Here is a 15,147-nt window from a genome sequence, read left to right as displayed (position 1 = left end):
CTTGAGAACTTATCGGTTCTTAGATTGACCATAAGGTCAAGAAATATTATATATGAAAAAGAACGACCGTTTCAACTTTACTACGGTCGTCCTTTTCGTTAGGTTCTGAAAACTTGCGATTTTTCTTGAAAAAATATTAGCTGATCAATTTCAGGCCCACGGCCGAGCACAGGATCATGGCGATAAACAGCACTCTCCGCCATTCCTTGGGCTCCCCGAACAGAAACATGCCGGTCAGGGCCCCGCCGGCCGTTCCGATACCCGTCCAGATCGCATAAGCGGTCCCCATGGGCAGCTCGGTCATGGCGTAGGAGAGGAGGGAGAAGCTGGCGGCAAATGATAAGGCCAAAATCAGTACATAACGCCAGCCTTTGCGATCCGACACGCCTTTGATGCCGATGACGCCGCCGATTTCGAATAATCCGGCGAATATAAGCGCAATCCAAGCCATTATTTACTCACCTCCGGTTCGGCGTGATCAGCCGTAACAAGCTTAAGGCCGATGACGCCGGCAAGCAGCACGCAGATCAGAAGCACCTTGACCAGTTTAAACGGCTCTCCGAAGAACAGCATTTCGGACGCGACCGTTCCGGCGGTGCCGATCCCCGTAAAGACGGCATATACGGTTCCGACCGGCAGCCGTTTGGCCGCCTCGATAATAAGATAGAAGCTCGCTGCGATGGCGGCCAAGGTCCCAAGCCATTCCCAGATGTTGGCGGAATGCTTCAACCCCATCACCCATATGATTTCAACCAATCCAGCCAGCAGCACGTAACCCCAGTTGCGATTCATTATGTTTGTCACTCCTTTTATGAAAAGAACGGTAACCTTACATTACAAATTCTTTCGACTACAACTTCCTGCTTGGGATGCGTCATTCCATCAGGATTTAACTCTTGTGGTTATATCTTTGCTTCGTTACCCCTAACCAATACACAGGCCAAGCAGCTGCAAGGCGTCTTGAGGCCCGTTCTTCCCCGCCGTACACGGTTTCCAGATGGATCCCGTCCACCAAGGTCATAAAGGCTATCGCCGCATTGCGCGGATGACGGATGATGCGGCCCTGCTCCGGGCAGCCCGCGGCAAGCAGCTTAGACAGGTTCTGCTCCTGTTGATCCAGCAGCGGATACACCATCGCCATCACTTCGTCATACAGCGTGCTAGGCGGGAAGAAGGCCATCCGCATGAAGAACTGGACCTCGTCATCCATTTGATAAGCTTGGAGACGATTCTCAAGAAATCCGTGCAGCTGCTGCTCCAGCGGCCAATCGGAATGGTCAAGGAAATAGGCTACCATCATTTCCTCCTGACGATGGAATACGTCCTGGAGCACTTGCAGAAACAAATCCTTCTTACTCGAAAAATGGGCGTATATCGACGGTTTCTTGATACCGCAATCGTCGGCGATATGTTTTAGCGATGCCCCTTCGTAACCGTTTTTGGCAAAGTGGGCAAGAGCGGACTGTTTAATGTCGGCGGCACTCATTGAATTCCTCCTAACTAACGATCGTTAGTTATATTTCTATCAAATGGCGTCAGCATTGTCAATCTCTTTTTTCTGGGACATCGGGCACTTGCCGACCCAAGGAGAACAGTCTTTAGTTCCTGGGGGAGATCATGTAGAATATGTGTGACCAGCATCGTGCATACAAAGACAGAAACGATGAAGAACAAGGGGTAAATGGATATGAGAAAGGGAATAGAGGCTGTACTGATCACCGCGCTATTGTTCGCGTTTTATTATTTTGGCATGCATTATTTCGGGAAGACGACAGGGACGGTTATCGGGATATTCTCTACGCTGACCGTCGTATCCATCGGATTCATGATTTTTATGGAGAATCGCCATCCTTCCAGCACCATGGCCTGGATCCTGCTGCTGGCGCTTGTCCCCATCGTCGGGCTCGTCTTTTATTTTTTGTTCGGACAGAACTATTTCAAACGGAGAAAATACGATAAAAAGGCGAGGAAGGACGGTCTGGTTTACACCAGCGAGGTCCTGCGCAAGAACACACCCGACGTCTCCTGCTTCAAGCCGGAAGTGCAGCAGCTGCTTCAGCTGTCCACCCGGCTTGCGCGCACGCCGATATCGTTCTCAAGCGACACGAAGGTGCTGACCGATGGGGAAGAGACCTTTGCTGCATTGATTGCGGAGCTGGAGCAAGCGGCGCACCATATTCATATGGAATATTACATTTACCGCCCGGATGCGATCGGAACGCAGATCCAGGAAATTTTGATACGGAAGGCGAGGCAAGGGATTGCCGTGCGATTTATGGTGGACGCCGTCGGCAGCCTGCAGCTGCCGCCTTCCTTCCTGCAGGAGATGCGGGATGCGGGCGTGCAGGTGGCCGTGTTCGGCAGTCCCAAGACGATCTTCTTCACGAGCCGCGTGAATTACCGCAATCATCGCAAAATCGTCGTGATCGACGGCAGCGTCGGGTTCGTTGGCGGCTTGAATGTGGGAGACGAGTATTTAAGCCGCAGCAAAGCATTCGGTTTTTGGCGCGACACCCATATGCTTGTCCGGGGAGAAGCGGTCCGTACGCTTCAGGTTGTATTTTTGCAGGATTGGCAGTATATGACGGGGGAGCAGCCGAACGAGCCGATCTATTACTCCCCGGATTTGCTGGAGAACCGCAGCGGCGCCGTACAGATTATTGCAAGCGGTCCGGATAATGAACGGAGAGCCCTCAAGAACATTTTTTTCTCCATGATTGTGTCGGCTCGTAAGTCGGTGTGGCTGGCTACGCCTTATTTTATACCGGATGAGGACATTCTTACCGCGCTCAGGGTTGCCGCCTTATCGGGTCTTGACGTGCGCATTCTGTTTCCGTCGAAGCCGGACAAGTGGCTGCCCTTCCTCGCGTCCCATTCCTATTTTCCGGCCCTGCTGGATGTTGGGGTAAGGGTCTATGAATACGAAAAAGGGTTCATGCACTCCAAGCTGCTGATCGTCGACGGCGAGGTGGCCACCATCGGAACGGCCAATATGGACATGCGGAGCTTCCATCTTAATTTTGAAGTCAACGCATTGCTCGTACACACGGACAGCGTAAGCAAGCTGGTATCCGATTTCGAGCATGACCTGGAATCCGCCATCGTGTACGACCGCCATCATACCCGCAAAAAGAGAATCATGACACGGCTGCTTGAATCCGCTGCCCGGCTGATGTCCCCCCTGTTGTAAACGCAGCGGAAGAAGCCGGGAACGGCCGCTTCCCTAAACCTGTTCGTTCCATCTATTTGTAAGAATTTTAAAAGGTAGTGAAACCCAGGCTTTTTTGCAATTTAAACAGGATGTCCTTCATCCATGTGGTTTTTCCCAGATAAGCGTCGACGTCCAGACTGAACTGGGCATCTTCGTTGAACCATATCCGATGAAAGTAACGGTCCAAATCCCGGGTGAGCGGATGATTCTGAGGGGCGGCGATCCACAGATTGTTCTCCAAATTCAGATCGTCCAGGTTCCGCTTTGTGAAATTGGTTGACCCGCCGGTAATAATCGATTTGCCTGTCGGTTTGGCAATGTACATGAGTTTGGTATGATACTGTTCGGTGCCGGTGTTGTACCAGCGAATGGAGATTTTTCCTTTGGATTTCTGAATGAGCTCGGCGGCAGCCGGACGGTTGGGGATGCCGATTTTGTCCCGGCCGAAGGCGTTCTGGTTCGGATCCAGAATGAGACGGATGTCGACGCCTCGGTCCGAGGCTTGCAGAAGCCGTTCCATGACTTTACTGTCGGCCAGGTAGAACATCCCCATCCAGAGCGTGTCCCCGGGCTGCGACTGCTCAATGCCCTCCAGCACATATGTATAGATTTTTCCTTCCGTCAAATAACGAACATCGACGCCGTTTGGTTGACCTGAAGGCTGCACCGCCGGCTTGGAGCCGGGCTCGTATTCCGGCAGCTTGATCGGGCTTGTAAGGTTAACGGCGGCTTGCTCCGCCGCAAGCATATCGCCGATGATGTCCCCGCTCGTTTCGAAGGCGATGTTCGAGTGGAAGGAGCTGGCGTCATGCATGTTGGCCGAAGTCACCAGCGCGGTGTTCTCGCTGATCACGACTTTGCGGTGATTGGCTTTTACGTTCAGCAGCTTCAGATAGGAGCGAACGGTAATATCGGGTGCTTCTGTTGCCATCAGATTGGGGAGCGTGCCTTTGCCGGACTGGCCGAACCACTGAATGAACGTGCGCCATACGGCGGAATAAGCGGGCGTGGAGTCCCGCAGCCGGTTGACATCAGTTACAATCACATGAATGCCTGCTGCCTTCATGGACTCGAACTCCGGCGGCGTATAGGAGCCGTACCCGGTATTCACTTCGTCGGTGATAAAGAAGATATCCATATCGGGATGGTTCTTCTTATGGGTAACGAGGCGACGGGCAAGCTCTTCGCTGACTGTCGGGAATGTTTGGTCCTTATGGGCATATCCGTTGAACAGAAACATATCGATCACCAGGAATTTTCGCGATTCGTCGATAATTTGGCCGATGCGCGGTCCGATTTCTTGATCGTGGACAGGCTGGCCGTCCGGTCCGGGATAGGTCAGGTCGATCCACATCTTCACGTCGCTCCGGTAGAATGGACTTTCATAGGAAATTCCATTCGGAAGAGGTTTATGAGTCTGATAGATCATCACGCCGATTAGCCATAGCATGAGAAGGACAAGACCCATGAATATTGTTTTTCGCATTCGGGAGCTTTTGGCATGAGGATTTTCTGGCAGGGGCTGCGTGCCTGGACCCGGTGCAGGTGGTTTAGCTGAATTACGGTTATGGAACATATGGCGGAAGTCCAAGATCGCCCATCCTCCTATCTTTTCTATTCGTAGGTCGTATAACGTTAATTAACATGAAAGTGCTGCCCTGACGCACTCCAGTTTTTGCAATTCGGCAAGCACCGCGTTTGGGGATGATCCCGGGAAGCCGGGGCAGAATGCTATTTGGGAAGGTTTGTTGGGTTTCGAACATACGGGAGATCGTGAGAACATCGGTATTAAAATTGTCAAAGGATGTACATATCAAGCAGCTGGGACAACCTGCGACGTCAATGGTATGCTTTAGATACGGTTTTATTAAGGATGAGTGAATCGGATAAGGAGGCACGGAATGAACTCAGAACATGAACAGACTGCGGGCAAACCTGCAACCGTTTCAGGCGGAGGATCAGGAAGATTTGGGGGCAGACTGATGCCGGAAGTGCCCACCGGCGAGCGGAAGATCGAGCATGTTCGATTATGCCTGGACGAAGAAGTGGGCTCCGTGGGGGTAACCACCGGTTTTGAACGTTACCGTTTTCGTCACGCCGCACTGCCGGAGATCGACTTTGGAGAGATTAAGCTGGACACGACGTTTCTTGATTTTTCCGTACGCACGCCATTCTTGATCAGCTCCATGACTGGCGGAAGCAAGGCCACCGGAGAGATCAATATGCGTCTTGCGGAAGCGGCGGAACGGCGCGGCTGGGCGCTGGGTGTCGGCTCCGTGCGGGCTGCGGTGGAGAAGGAGGAGCTTGCTTCGACATTCCGCGTGCGCGAGAGCGCGCCGAGCGTGCCGGTGATCGCGAACCTAGGAGCGGTGCAACTGAACTATGGCTTTGGCCTTGACGATTGTCAGCGGGCGGTGGATATCGCCGGTGCGGATATGCTGGTTCTCCATCTAAACGGACTGCAAGAAGTGTTTCAGCCGGAAGGGAACACCCGGTTCGGCCGTCTGCTGGGGCGCATCGAGGATCTGTGCCGCACGCTTTCGATACCGGTCGGGATTAAAGAAGTGGGCTGGGGTATCGATGGCGAAACGGCGCGGTCTCTGCTGGACGTCGGGGCAGCGTTCATCGACGTGGCCGGTGCGGGCGGCACCTCATGGAGCCAGGTCGAGAAATTCCGCAGCCCGGATCCGGTCCGCCGCGCTGCGGCCGAGGCTTTTGCCGGGTGGGGCAATCCTACCGCGGAATGCATCGCGGAGGTGCGCGAAGCCGCGCCGGCCTGCGCGCTGATCGGCAGCGGCGGGCTGCAAAGCGGCGTCGATGCGGCCAAAGCGCTCGCGCTTGGCGCCGATCTGGCAGGTTTCGGCCGCGGACTCCTGGGCTCGGCGGTCGATTCGGTTGAAGCGCTCGATCAGCGGCTTGCCCAGGTGGAGCTGGAGCTGCGGACGGCCATGTTCGGTATCGGCGCGGGGAATATCGAGGCCCTGAAGTCCACCAAGCGGTTGATTCGTGCCTAAAACAGCGCGCAGAACACCGCAGAACGGGAATTCGCGATGGCAGTATATTCGTGTTGAAGTCTATGGGGTATCTGCTATAATTAATAAGATTGTTTAGCTGGTGATAGAGGCTTGGCGTATAGATCCCGAGCTTCGTATACTTATAAATAAGAGTAAACCTGATAAGGAGTTGTCACATAAATGGCTTTAAAAGCTGGAATCGTCGGTTTGCCGAACGTTGGCAAATCTACATTGTTTAATGCGATTACGCAGGCGGGCGCCGAGTCGGCAAACTACCCGTTCTGTACGATTGATCCTAACGTGGGCGTCGTGGAAGTGCCGGATGAGCGCCTCGACAAATTGACCGAACTGGTTCAGCCGAACAAGACGGTACCGACCGCTTTCGAATTCGTCGATATCGCGGGCTTGGTTCGCGGCGCGAGCAAAGGGGAAGGTCTTGGGAACAAGTTCCTGGCCCATATTCGGGAAGTGGATGCGATCGTTCATGTGGTCCGCTGCTTTGAAGACGAGAACATTACCCACGTCGACGGTAAAGTGAACCCGGTCAGCGACATTCAGACGATCAATCTGGAGCTGATCCTTGCGGATCTCGACAGCGTCGAAAAGCGGATCGAACGCGCGAAGAAGAACATGAAGGGCGGCAACAAGCAGTATGCTCAGGAAGTGGAGCTGCTGGAGCGCCTGAAGGAAGCCCTGTACAATGACCAGCCGGCACGCAGCGTGGAGCTGAGCGACGATGAGAAATTGATCGTGCGCGATCTGCACCTGCTGACGCTGAAGCCGGTATTATACGCGGCGAACCTGAGCGAAGACGGCGTTGCGGAAGCCGACAGCAATCCTTACGTGCAGCAGGTTCGCGATTTCGCGGCCGCGGAGAACGCGATCGTGGTGCCGATCAGCGCGAAGGTTGAGGCCGAGATCGCCGAGCTTGAAGGCGAGGACAAAGCGATGTTCCTTGAGGAGCTGGGACTGGAAGAGTCCGGTTTGAACCGTCTGATCAAGGCGGCATACAGTCTTTTGGGATTGTATACCTACTTTACCGCCGGCGTGCAGGAAGTGCGTGCCTGGACGATCCGCAAGGGAACGAAAGCACCGCAAGCGGCCGGCGTCATCCATACCGACTTCGAGCGCGGCTTCATTCGTGCGGAAGTCGTTGCTTACGATGACCTGGTTGCGGCGGGCTCGATGAACGGCGCGAAAGAGCGCGGACAGCTTCGTCTGGAGGGCAAAGAGTACGTCGTGAACGACGGCGACGTTATGCACTTCCGTTTTAACGTGTAATCGATGAAGGTTTCAAAGGCCATGGCTCCATGTCGCTTTGTGCATGGGACCGTGGTTTTTTTGAAGCGAACGGGAAAGGCGAGTACCCTTTCTTCGGTCAACTGCCTGCTAGTCAAACGTGTCGTTTCATGGTAAAATAAAAAGTCGTTTACACTTCATGTTCCCTACGAAATTGGAGTGCGAAATGGCATATCTTCAGGAATATATCTTAGAGAGGTGAATTCCTTTGTTGGACCGATTACAATCCCTTGCAGACCGTTATGAGAAGTTAAGCGAGCTGTTGTGCGATCCCGATGTCGCTAATGACTCCAAGAAGCTCAGGGATTATTCCAAAGAACAATCCGATTTACAGCCTGCTTATGAGGCTTATGTTGAATATAAAAACGTCATTGAAGAACTCGAAGCCGCCAAAACCATGCAGGGCGAAAAGATGGACGACGAGATGCGCGAAATGGTGAAAATGGAGATCGAGGAGCTCACCCAGCGCGAGCAAGAGCTGGCCGAAAGAATTCGGATTCTGCTGCTGCCGAAGGACCCGAACGACGATAAAAACGTCATTATCGAGATTCGCGGCGCAGCCGGGGGCGACGAGGCGGCACTGTTCGCTTCCGACCTGTACCGGATGTATACCCGTTATGCCGATACCCAAGGCTGGAAGGTTGAACTGATGGACGTCAACACCAACGATCTGGGCGGGTTCAAGGAAGTGATCTTCATGATCAACGGCCGCGGCGCTTACAGCAAAATGAAATTCGAGAGCGGGGCGCACCGCGTGCAGCGTATTCCGACCACGGAATCCGGCGGCCGCATCCATACCTCCACCTCCACCGTAGCGGTTATGCCGGAGGCGGAAGAAGTGGACATCGAAATCCATGACAAGGATATCCGCGTGGACACCTTCTGCTCCAGCGGCGCAGGCGGTCAGTCCGTTAACACCACCAAGTCGGCGGTGCGCGTAACGCATATTCCGACCGGCATTGTGGCTACATGCCAAGACGGCAAATCGCAGAACTCCAACAAGGAGAAGGCGCTGCAGGTGCTTCGCGCCCGTATCTTCGATATGATGCGTCAAGAGGAAGAAGCGAAGTACGCCGGGGAGCGCAAGAGCAAAGTCGGCACCGGTGACCGCAGCGAGCGGATCCGGACGTACAACTTCCCGCAAAGCCGCGTGACCGACCATCGGATCGGACTTACCGTTCACAAGCTGGATCAAGTGATGAACGGGGAGATTGAAGAGATCGTTTCGGCGCTGACCCTTGCGGAGCAGGCTGAAGCGATGGAAAAAGGAGTATAACGCTTTGAAGCGGACGATATTTGAATTGACGCCGCAGCGCAGCGTAAGAGAAGCCTTTGTGGAGGCTTCTTCTTTTTTAGACGGCATGCGGGTGATGGAGCCGCAGCGGAATGCGCAGCTGCTGCTGGAGCATGTGCTGGGATTGTCGGGAACCTCGTATTATATGGCGCTCGCGGAGCCGTTTCCGGCGGACCGTCGCCGCGCCCTGGAAGAAGCGATCAATCGAAAAGCGCAAGGCGTTCCGGCGCAGTACATTATCGGCGAACAGGAGTTTTACGGCCGACCGTTTGAAGTTACGCCGGCGGTGCTCATTCCGCGCCCGGAAACGGAGCTGCTCGTGGAAGCGGTGCTGAAGTATGGACGGGAGCTCACCCTGCGACCGGATGGAGGGCTGAAGGTCGTCGACATCGGCACAGGCAGCGGGGCCATTGCCATTACGTTGGCTTTGCAGTCAAAGGGATGGGATGTGTTGGCGAGCGATATTTCGCCCGATGCGCTAGAGGTTGCCGCGCGGAACGCGAAGAAGCTGGGCGCCCAGGTTGAGTTCCGGCAGGGGAACCTGCTGGAGCCGTTTGCCGGCACGGGGCCGGACATCCTCGTCTCCAATCCGCCGTACATTCCGGCGGAGGATATCGAAGAACTGCAGCCGGAAGTCCGGGACTATGAACCGCGCACGGCTCTGGACGGCGGGCCGGACGGATTGAATCCGTACCGGATCATGATGGCGCAGCTGCCCTTGCTGTCGGCGCCGCCGCGCCTGATCGCTTTTGAGCTGGGCATGGGCCAGGCCGGGGAAGTAGCCGAGCTGCTGCGGAAGGCAGGACACTGGAAGGAAATCGTCACGGTACCGGATTTGGCGGGGATTGACCGTCATGTTCTGGGAATTTTCCGTTAATTGTATTCGGGTCCGATTTCTTTTAAAATAGAGGATGGGCTGCAGAATGAACGTTGGTTTGTTCGCCCAGATGGTTATTCTGCCTGAATGGCACATCGGGGTTTGCGGGCTCCGGGCACAGGGGGACCTAAAGCATGCTTCAGAAGTTCAAGAAGATTGATTTTGTCATTGTGTTTGTGCTGCTGATGCTAATGGTCGTCAGCATCACGTCGATATATAGCGCCACGTTCGATACCGCTGGGTTCGAGGGTCACCATATTAAAATGGCGGTATTTTATATCCTCGGTTTCGCGGCTTTCTTCGGGCTTAGTTTGATTGATTATCGAATATGGAATAAATATGCGCTGCACATCTATATCGGAGGGTTAATCACGCTGTTGCTGCCTTCCTTCATCGGTCAAACCAAAAATAATGCCACGGGCTGGATCAATCTCGGCATCGTGGACATTCAGCCTGCCGAATTATTTAAGCTGGTATTGATCATATTTATTACCTATGTCCTTATTCGCAAGGACAAATCGAGGCTGTCTTTCTGGCGGGATATCGTACCGATTGGTTTTCTGACGTTCATTCCGTTTGCCATCGTCATGGTTCAGAATGACTTGGGGAACGGACTCAGTTATATTGTCATACTGCTCGGGTTGTTATGGATCGGCAACGTGAAGTTTTCGCATGCGCTGATCGGTCTGCTGCTGGTAGCGGGCATTGCCTTTGGCGGAGCACAGGCCTACATCCACTTTCATGATGAGATTAAAGAATCGAAAATCATGGAGAGCCGCGGTCATTGGATGGAACGGATCGATCCATGGCTGGTGCCCGAAAAAGCTACCGCGAAGGCAAGTTATCATACGAACAATGCAAAGCTGGCCATTGCTTCAGGCGGTATGAGCGGAGAGGGGTACTTGGAAGGCAGCTCGGTGCAATCTTCGCGCGTACCTTATACGTATTCGGATTCGATTTTTGTGCAAATTGCGGAGGAATACGGCTTTATCGGCTCTTCCGTCCTGTTGCTGTTATATTTCATACTCATTCACAGGATGATCCTGATTTCGCTGGAAAGCCGGGAAAAAGCGGGCCCGTTTCTGATCATCGGCATCGTTGCCATGCTGCTGTACCAAATCTTTGAGAACATCGGCATGTTTATCGGGTTGATGCCTTTGACGGGAATCACCTTGCCCTTCATCAGTTACGGCGGAACGTCGCTCATCATTAATATGGCGTGCCTCGGGGTTGCCATGAGCGTGAAGCTGCACGGACAGGAAGTGGAGGAGGATATGCCGAATCCGCAAACATACCGTTCCGCGCCAACCAAACAGGCTTAACGCGGGTGATTAGGGTTTAGAATCGGAGAGATGCTATCGAAAGCAGCATCTCTTTTGTTTTTTTCTCCGTATCCAGGAAAGAGGATCGCGAATTGTGTTAGCGGTGAAAATCTTTTAGAATGATTCATTAGGGGCTTGCATGGCAGGATCCCTGAAAATCTTGAACGTAATGCCACCTTCAGATTAGGGTTTATGGAATGATGAGTATCAACGACGATAAGCAATGGCAAACTTTCTTTTCGAATAATCGTTATATGCCTGTATAGGCAAACCGGGGGTTCGTGTCTCCGGGCACAGGGGGATCAAAGCATGCTTCAGAAATTCAAGAAGATGGATTACGTTATTGTTTTCGTACTGGTTTTGATGATGGGTATCAGCATTACGTCCATATACAGCACGACCGTCGACACCAAGTTCGAAGGCTCTCATATCCGCATGATTGCTTTTTACATTGTCGGCTTCATGGCTTTTTTCGGAATTAGCCTGCTGGATTACCGGCTGCTGATTAAATATGCCAAATATATATACTTAGGCGGTTTAGCCGTGCTGGTCCTCGTGATGTTTATCGGGAAGGACATCAACGGCGCTCAGGGCTGGATTTACATTGGCAGTTTAAGTATACAGCCTGCTGAATTGTTCAAGCTGATCCTGATCATATTTCTTTCTTTTGTATTGGTACGAAAAAACAAACCGCTGCTGTCCTTCTGGAAGGACGTCGTTCCGATCGGGCTGTTGGCGTTCGTGCCTTTCGTGCTCGTCATGGCTCAGAATGACCTGGGTAACGCGCTTAGCTATGTCATCATTTTGCTGGGGCTGCTCTGGATCGGGAACGTCAAGTTCTCCCATGCGCTGATCGGGCTTGTGCTGGTGGCAGGAGTGGCCTTCGGCGGCGCTCAGGCTTACATTCATTATCATGATGAACTGCTGGAATCGAAAATACTGAAGCCGCACTGGGTGGAACGGATTGATCCGTGGCTGTATCCGGAGAAAGCGACCGCCAAGGCCAGCTATCATACGACGAATGCGAAGCTTGCCATCGCCTCCGGCGGCATGAGCGGCGAGGGCTACATGCAGGGTTCGTCGATACAGTCGGGCCGGGTGCCTTATGCGTACTCCGACTCCATCTTTGTGCAGATTGCCGAGGAGTTCGGATTTATTGGTTCCTCCGTCCTGCTGTTGTTGTATTTCATCCTGATCCATCGGCTGATCCTGATCTCCCTGGAATCCCGGGAGCGTGCGGGACCGTTTCTAATCATAGGAATCGTGGCCATGTTTTTATATCAGATCTTCGAGAATATCGGGATGTTTATCGGTTTGATGCCGCTGACGGGGATTACGCTGCCCTTCATCAGTTACGGGGGAACGTCCCTTGTGATTAGCATGGCGAGTCTCGGGGTCGCCATGAGCGTCAAGCTGCATGGTCAGGAAGTGGAGGAAGATATGCCGGATCCGCATGCTTATCGCCCAGCGGCCGCTAAGCAGCAGGCTTGATGGTCGGGTGGAACTTCGCCGCGGTCTGGAAAATAACCAAAACCGAATCGTCATTTATATGAGAGGATGCCGTTCCCATGGGAACGGCATCTTTTTTGTTAAAGTCGTGACGCGCCAATCTATGAATTTTTTTCGATTTGCTAGATTCCATGTTTATATCTTTTTCAGTCGGACATACTGATAGCATCATAGAGTTTCGTTCATAGAGAGGCGGTTGTCCGAGATGAAAAATTATAGTGAAACCCTCCGTATTATCGTGAAAAAAATGGTTGTGCTCTTATCCTGCATGTTTATGGTCATCATGGCTTGGGAGGGGCAGCAGATCGATGCTTCCGTTGTCGGCGGTCCGATCCCTCAAGAATCGATACGGCTTCGCATTCTCGCGAATTCAGATAACCCGTCCGATCAGCTCGTCAAAAGAGAGATTCGTGACGCGGTCGTTGAGCAAATGCAGCTGTGGGTCCTGCAGCTGGAGAACCCGCAAAGCCTGGAAGACGCCAAAGCATTAACCCGGCAGCATCTTCCGGAAATCCGCCAGCTGGTGGGTGAAGAGCTGAGAAAAAGAGGCATTACCTACAATTATCATGTAGAGCTTGGCGTCGTGCCGTTCCCGACCAAATTGTACGGGGGCACGGTGTATCCGGCGGGCGATTACGATGCGCTGCGGATTACGCTAGGCGAAGGCCAAGGACAAAACTGGTGGTGCGTCCTGTTCCCGCCGCTTTGCTTCATCGACGGCGGCAGCGGGGATGCGGCAGCTCAGCCTGTCGAGAAGGGGATCCAAACGGTGTCCGCCGATGCGGGCGACGCTTCTCCGGAGGAAGCGCCGAAGAAGGCAAGCGAAAGCGAGCCGGAGGTCCGCTTCTTCCTGTGGGATATGTTCCTGGGCCTCTGGAATTGGGTGGCGAGCTTATTCTAGGATGATCCCGCGTATTGATTTCCAATACGGACAGGGTATGATAAACTTGGATGAAGAAGTACGTGTTCAAAAAGGTGGATTTTCAGCACCGAGAAGGTTGGATGAAGCTAGGGACTGAGGAGTGGAGCGTACGTTTTGGGTACGTGAGCACCGGAAGGCCCGGCTGAATTCAAGATTCGATGCCGAGCTGCTTCTTGATTCGCTTCGTGTTAGATATAGGATTTATAAGTTATCAACGGAGTTGATGAAATTCTATATCGCAAGAAAACCTACCTATGCATCGCGGTCGCTCATCCTTGAAGTGGCTTCGATGAGGGGTTTTCTTATCAAAAGCGGACTTTTTGAACAACCTCTAGAAGAGTGCTTTCTCTTTGGCGCGACCGGTTTCCATGGGAACCGGCACGGGACTGAAGAACGAGAAGCGCTTTTTCTTTTGGAGTATAGGCAAAACGCGTTTGGATGTTTATATATTTCATATACAGAAAGCTTGGGATAGGTATGGAACAGAACGGAAATGACAAGGAACGCAACCTGCAGCGGGAACAAGGCTCCCGGAATGCTGCATCGAAGCCAACCAAAGTGTGGCACGTCTTAAGCTCCCTCTCCAAGGAGAGCCTCGGGTCCGAGAAGGAAGCGAAGCAGGCGCTGCACGAAGCAGGCCAGGTGCTTGCACAGGGCGGTACGGTGGCTTTTCCGACGGAAACGGTGTACGGACTTGGTGCTGACGCCGGCAATACGGAGGCGGTCGAGCGCATCTTCGCCGCCAAAGGTCGGCCATCGGACAATCCGTTGATCGTGCATATCTCGGAGCTGGCTCAGCTTGACGGCTTGGTCCAGCAGGTGAACGAGACGGAGCGGGCGCTGATGGCGTCGTTCTGGCCCGGACCGCTGTCGCTGGTGCTGCCCGTGAAACCGGGCGCCGTATCGCCTCGCGTGACGGCCGGGCTCGATACGGTTGCCGTGCGGATGCCGGATCACCCCGTGGCGCTGGCTCTGATCAGCGCCGCCGGTTGTCCGCTTGCCGCACCGAGCGCGAATCGCTCCGGCCGGCCAAGCCCGACGCTGGCCAGCCATGTGCTGGAGGATCTGGCGGGGGCGATCGACGGCGTGCTCGACGGCGGCCCGGCCGGGGTGGGCGTCGAGTCGACGGTGGTGCAGGTCGGCGAAGACGGTGCCGTCACGGTGCTCCGCCCGGGCGGCGTCACGGCCGAGCAGCTTGCCGCGGTGGCGGCAAGCGTGCGCCAGGACCCGGCGCTGCAGCGCGCCGCCGGGGAGGCGGAGAGCCCGGCGCCGCGCTCGCCGGGCATGAAGTACACGCACTACGCACCGAAGGGTGCGATGTGCGTGGTGCAGGGCCCGCGTGCCGAAGCGGTGTCGGCACGCATCGCGGCCGAGCTCGAGGCGGCGGCCCGGCGCGGGGAGGTGACCGGCGTGCTGTCGTTCGACGAGCACATCGGTCGCTACCGCGCGGACGTTGCCGTCTCGCTCGGCAGCCTGGCCGCGCCGGAGGAAGCGGCCCGCCGGCTGTACGCCGGCCTGCGCCGCTTCGATGAAGAAGGCGCGACTTTCATCCTGGCCGAAGCGTGCCCGGAGCAGGGGCTTGGCGCAGCCGTCATGAACCGGCTGCTGAAGGCCGCGGGACATCACATCATCCACGTCAATGCCGATGCTGATTGAACGGTTTTAGCATGATTTCCCCCTTGTCCGCATATGGTGTACA

13 protein-coding genes are annotated in these 15,147 nt (G+C 54.3%); 9 read left to right on the top strand and 4 right to left on the bottom strand.

The features are described 5' to 3' along the window. Positions 1-136: 136 nt before the first annotated feature. The 3 genes from RB298_RS05325 to RB298_RS05315 form a co-directional block, all read right to left on the bottom strand. The gene (locus tag RB298_RS05325) at positions 137-451 is read right to left on the bottom strand and encodes a DMT family transporter (protein WP_009594524.1); all 315 of its coding nucleotides are present in this window, start codon (positions 449-451) and stop codon (positions 137-139) included. Then, positions 451-792, bottom strand: coding sequence for a DMT family transporter (locus RB298_RS05320; RefSeq protein ID WP_096775844.1), 342 nt, complete (start codon positions 790-792; stop codon positions 451-453). Before RB298_RS05320 ends, RB298_RS05325 begins: the two co-directional genes overlap by 1 nt. Positions 793-889: 97 nt before the next feature. After that, positions 890-1,486, bottom strand: coding sequence for a TetR/AcrR family transcriptional regulator (locus RB298_RS05315; protein ID WP_090909877.1), 597 nt, complete (start codon positions 1,484-1,486; stop codon positions 890-892). Between the two features lie 201 nt (positions 1,487-1,687). Here RB298_RS05315 and cls point away from each other — a divergent pair, with 201 nt between their 5' ends. Next, positions 1,688-3,190 (top strand): cardiolipin synthase, encoded by a 1,503-nt coding sequence (gene cls / locus RB298_RS05310; RefSeq protein WP_036662074.1) that lies wholly within the window; start codon positions 1,688-1,690, stop codon positions 3,188-3,190. Between the two features lie 67 nt (positions 3,191-3,257). Here cls and RB298_RS05305 read toward each other — a convergent pair whose 3' ends face one another. Next, a complete protein-coding gene (locus tag RB298_RS05305) occupies positions 3,258-4,802 on the bottom strand; it encodes a phospholipase D family protein (RefSeq protein WP_486046228.1) in 1,545 nt (514 codons plus the stop codon). A gap of 310 nt (positions 4,803-5,112) precedes the next feature. Here RB298_RS05305 and fni point away from each other — a divergent pair, with 310 nt between their 5' ends. The 8 genes from fni to RB298_RS05265 all read left to right on the top strand — a co-directional run bounded on the left by fni (position 5,113) and on the right by RB298_RS05265 (position 15,104). Further along, positions 5,113-6,225, top strand: a complete 1,113-nt coding sequence (gene fni, locus RB298_RS05300) for a type 2 isopentenyl-diphosphate Delta-isomerase (RefSeq protein ID WP_096775847.1) — start codon at positions 5,113-5,115, stop codon at positions 6,223-6,225. Positions 6,226-6,405: 180 nt separating this feature from the next. Beyond that, entirely contained in the window at positions 6,406-7,506 is a 1,101-nt protein-coding gene (ychF, locus tag RB298_RS05295; RefSeq protein ID WP_090909881.1) for a redox-regulated ATPase YchF, read from the top strand. A 226-nt stretch (positions 7,507-7,732) separates the two neighbouring features. After that, positions 7,733-8,800 carry a peptide chain release factor 1 gene (gene prfA, locus RB298_RS05290; protein WP_015737758.1) on the top strand — a complete coding sequence of 356 codons (1,068 nt, stop codon included), beginning with the start codon at positions 7,733-7,735 and terminating at the stop codon, positions 8,798-8,800. A gap of 4 nt (positions 8,801-8,804) precedes the next feature. After that, a complete protein-coding gene (gene prmC, locus RB298_RS05285; RefSeq protein WP_096775848.1) occupies positions 8,805-9,695 on the top strand; it encodes a peptide chain release factor N(5)-glutamine methyltransferase in 891 nt (296 codons plus the stop codon). A gap of 134 nt (positions 9,696-9,829) precedes the next feature. Further along, positions 9,830-11,017: an FtsW/RodA/SpoVE family cell cycle protein gene (locus RB298_RS05280; protein ID WP_036662077.1), complete on the top strand. Its 1,188-nt coding sequence runs from the start codon at positions 9,830-9,832 to the stop codon at positions 11,015-11,017. A 309-nt stretch (positions 11,018-11,326) separates the two neighbouring features. Further along, positions 11,327-12,508 (top strand): FtsW/RodA/SpoVE family cell cycle protein, encoded by a 1,182-nt coding sequence (locus RB298_RS05275; protein ID WP_009594539.1) that lies wholly within the window; start codon positions 11,327-11,329, stop codon positions 12,506-12,508. A 223-nt stretch (positions 12,509-12,731) separates the two neighbouring features. Then, positions 12,732-13,427, top strand: coding sequence for a stage II sporulation protein R (spoIIR, locus tag RB298_RS05270; RefSeq protein WP_375121488.1), 696 nt, complete (start codon positions 12,732-12,734; stop codon positions 13,425-13,427). A gap of 498 nt (positions 13,428-13,925) precedes the next feature. Then, on the top strand, positions 13,926-15,104 hold the full coding sequence (locus RB298_RS05265) for an L-threonylcarbamoyladenylate synthase (protein WP_375121487.1): 1,179 nt from the start codon (positions 13,926-13,928) through the stop codon (positions 15,102-15,104). Positions 15,105-15,147: the final 43 nt, after the last annotated feature.

Source organism: Priestia sp. BR_2, assembly GCF_041954005.1.
Taxonomy (GTDB): Bacteria; Bacillota; Bacilli; order Paenibacillales; family Paenibacillaceae; genus Paenibacillus_AQ; species Paenibacillus_AQ lautus_A.
Note: the sequence above shows the minus strand (reverse complement) of the source record. Positions and strands in the feature narration are given on the sequence as shown.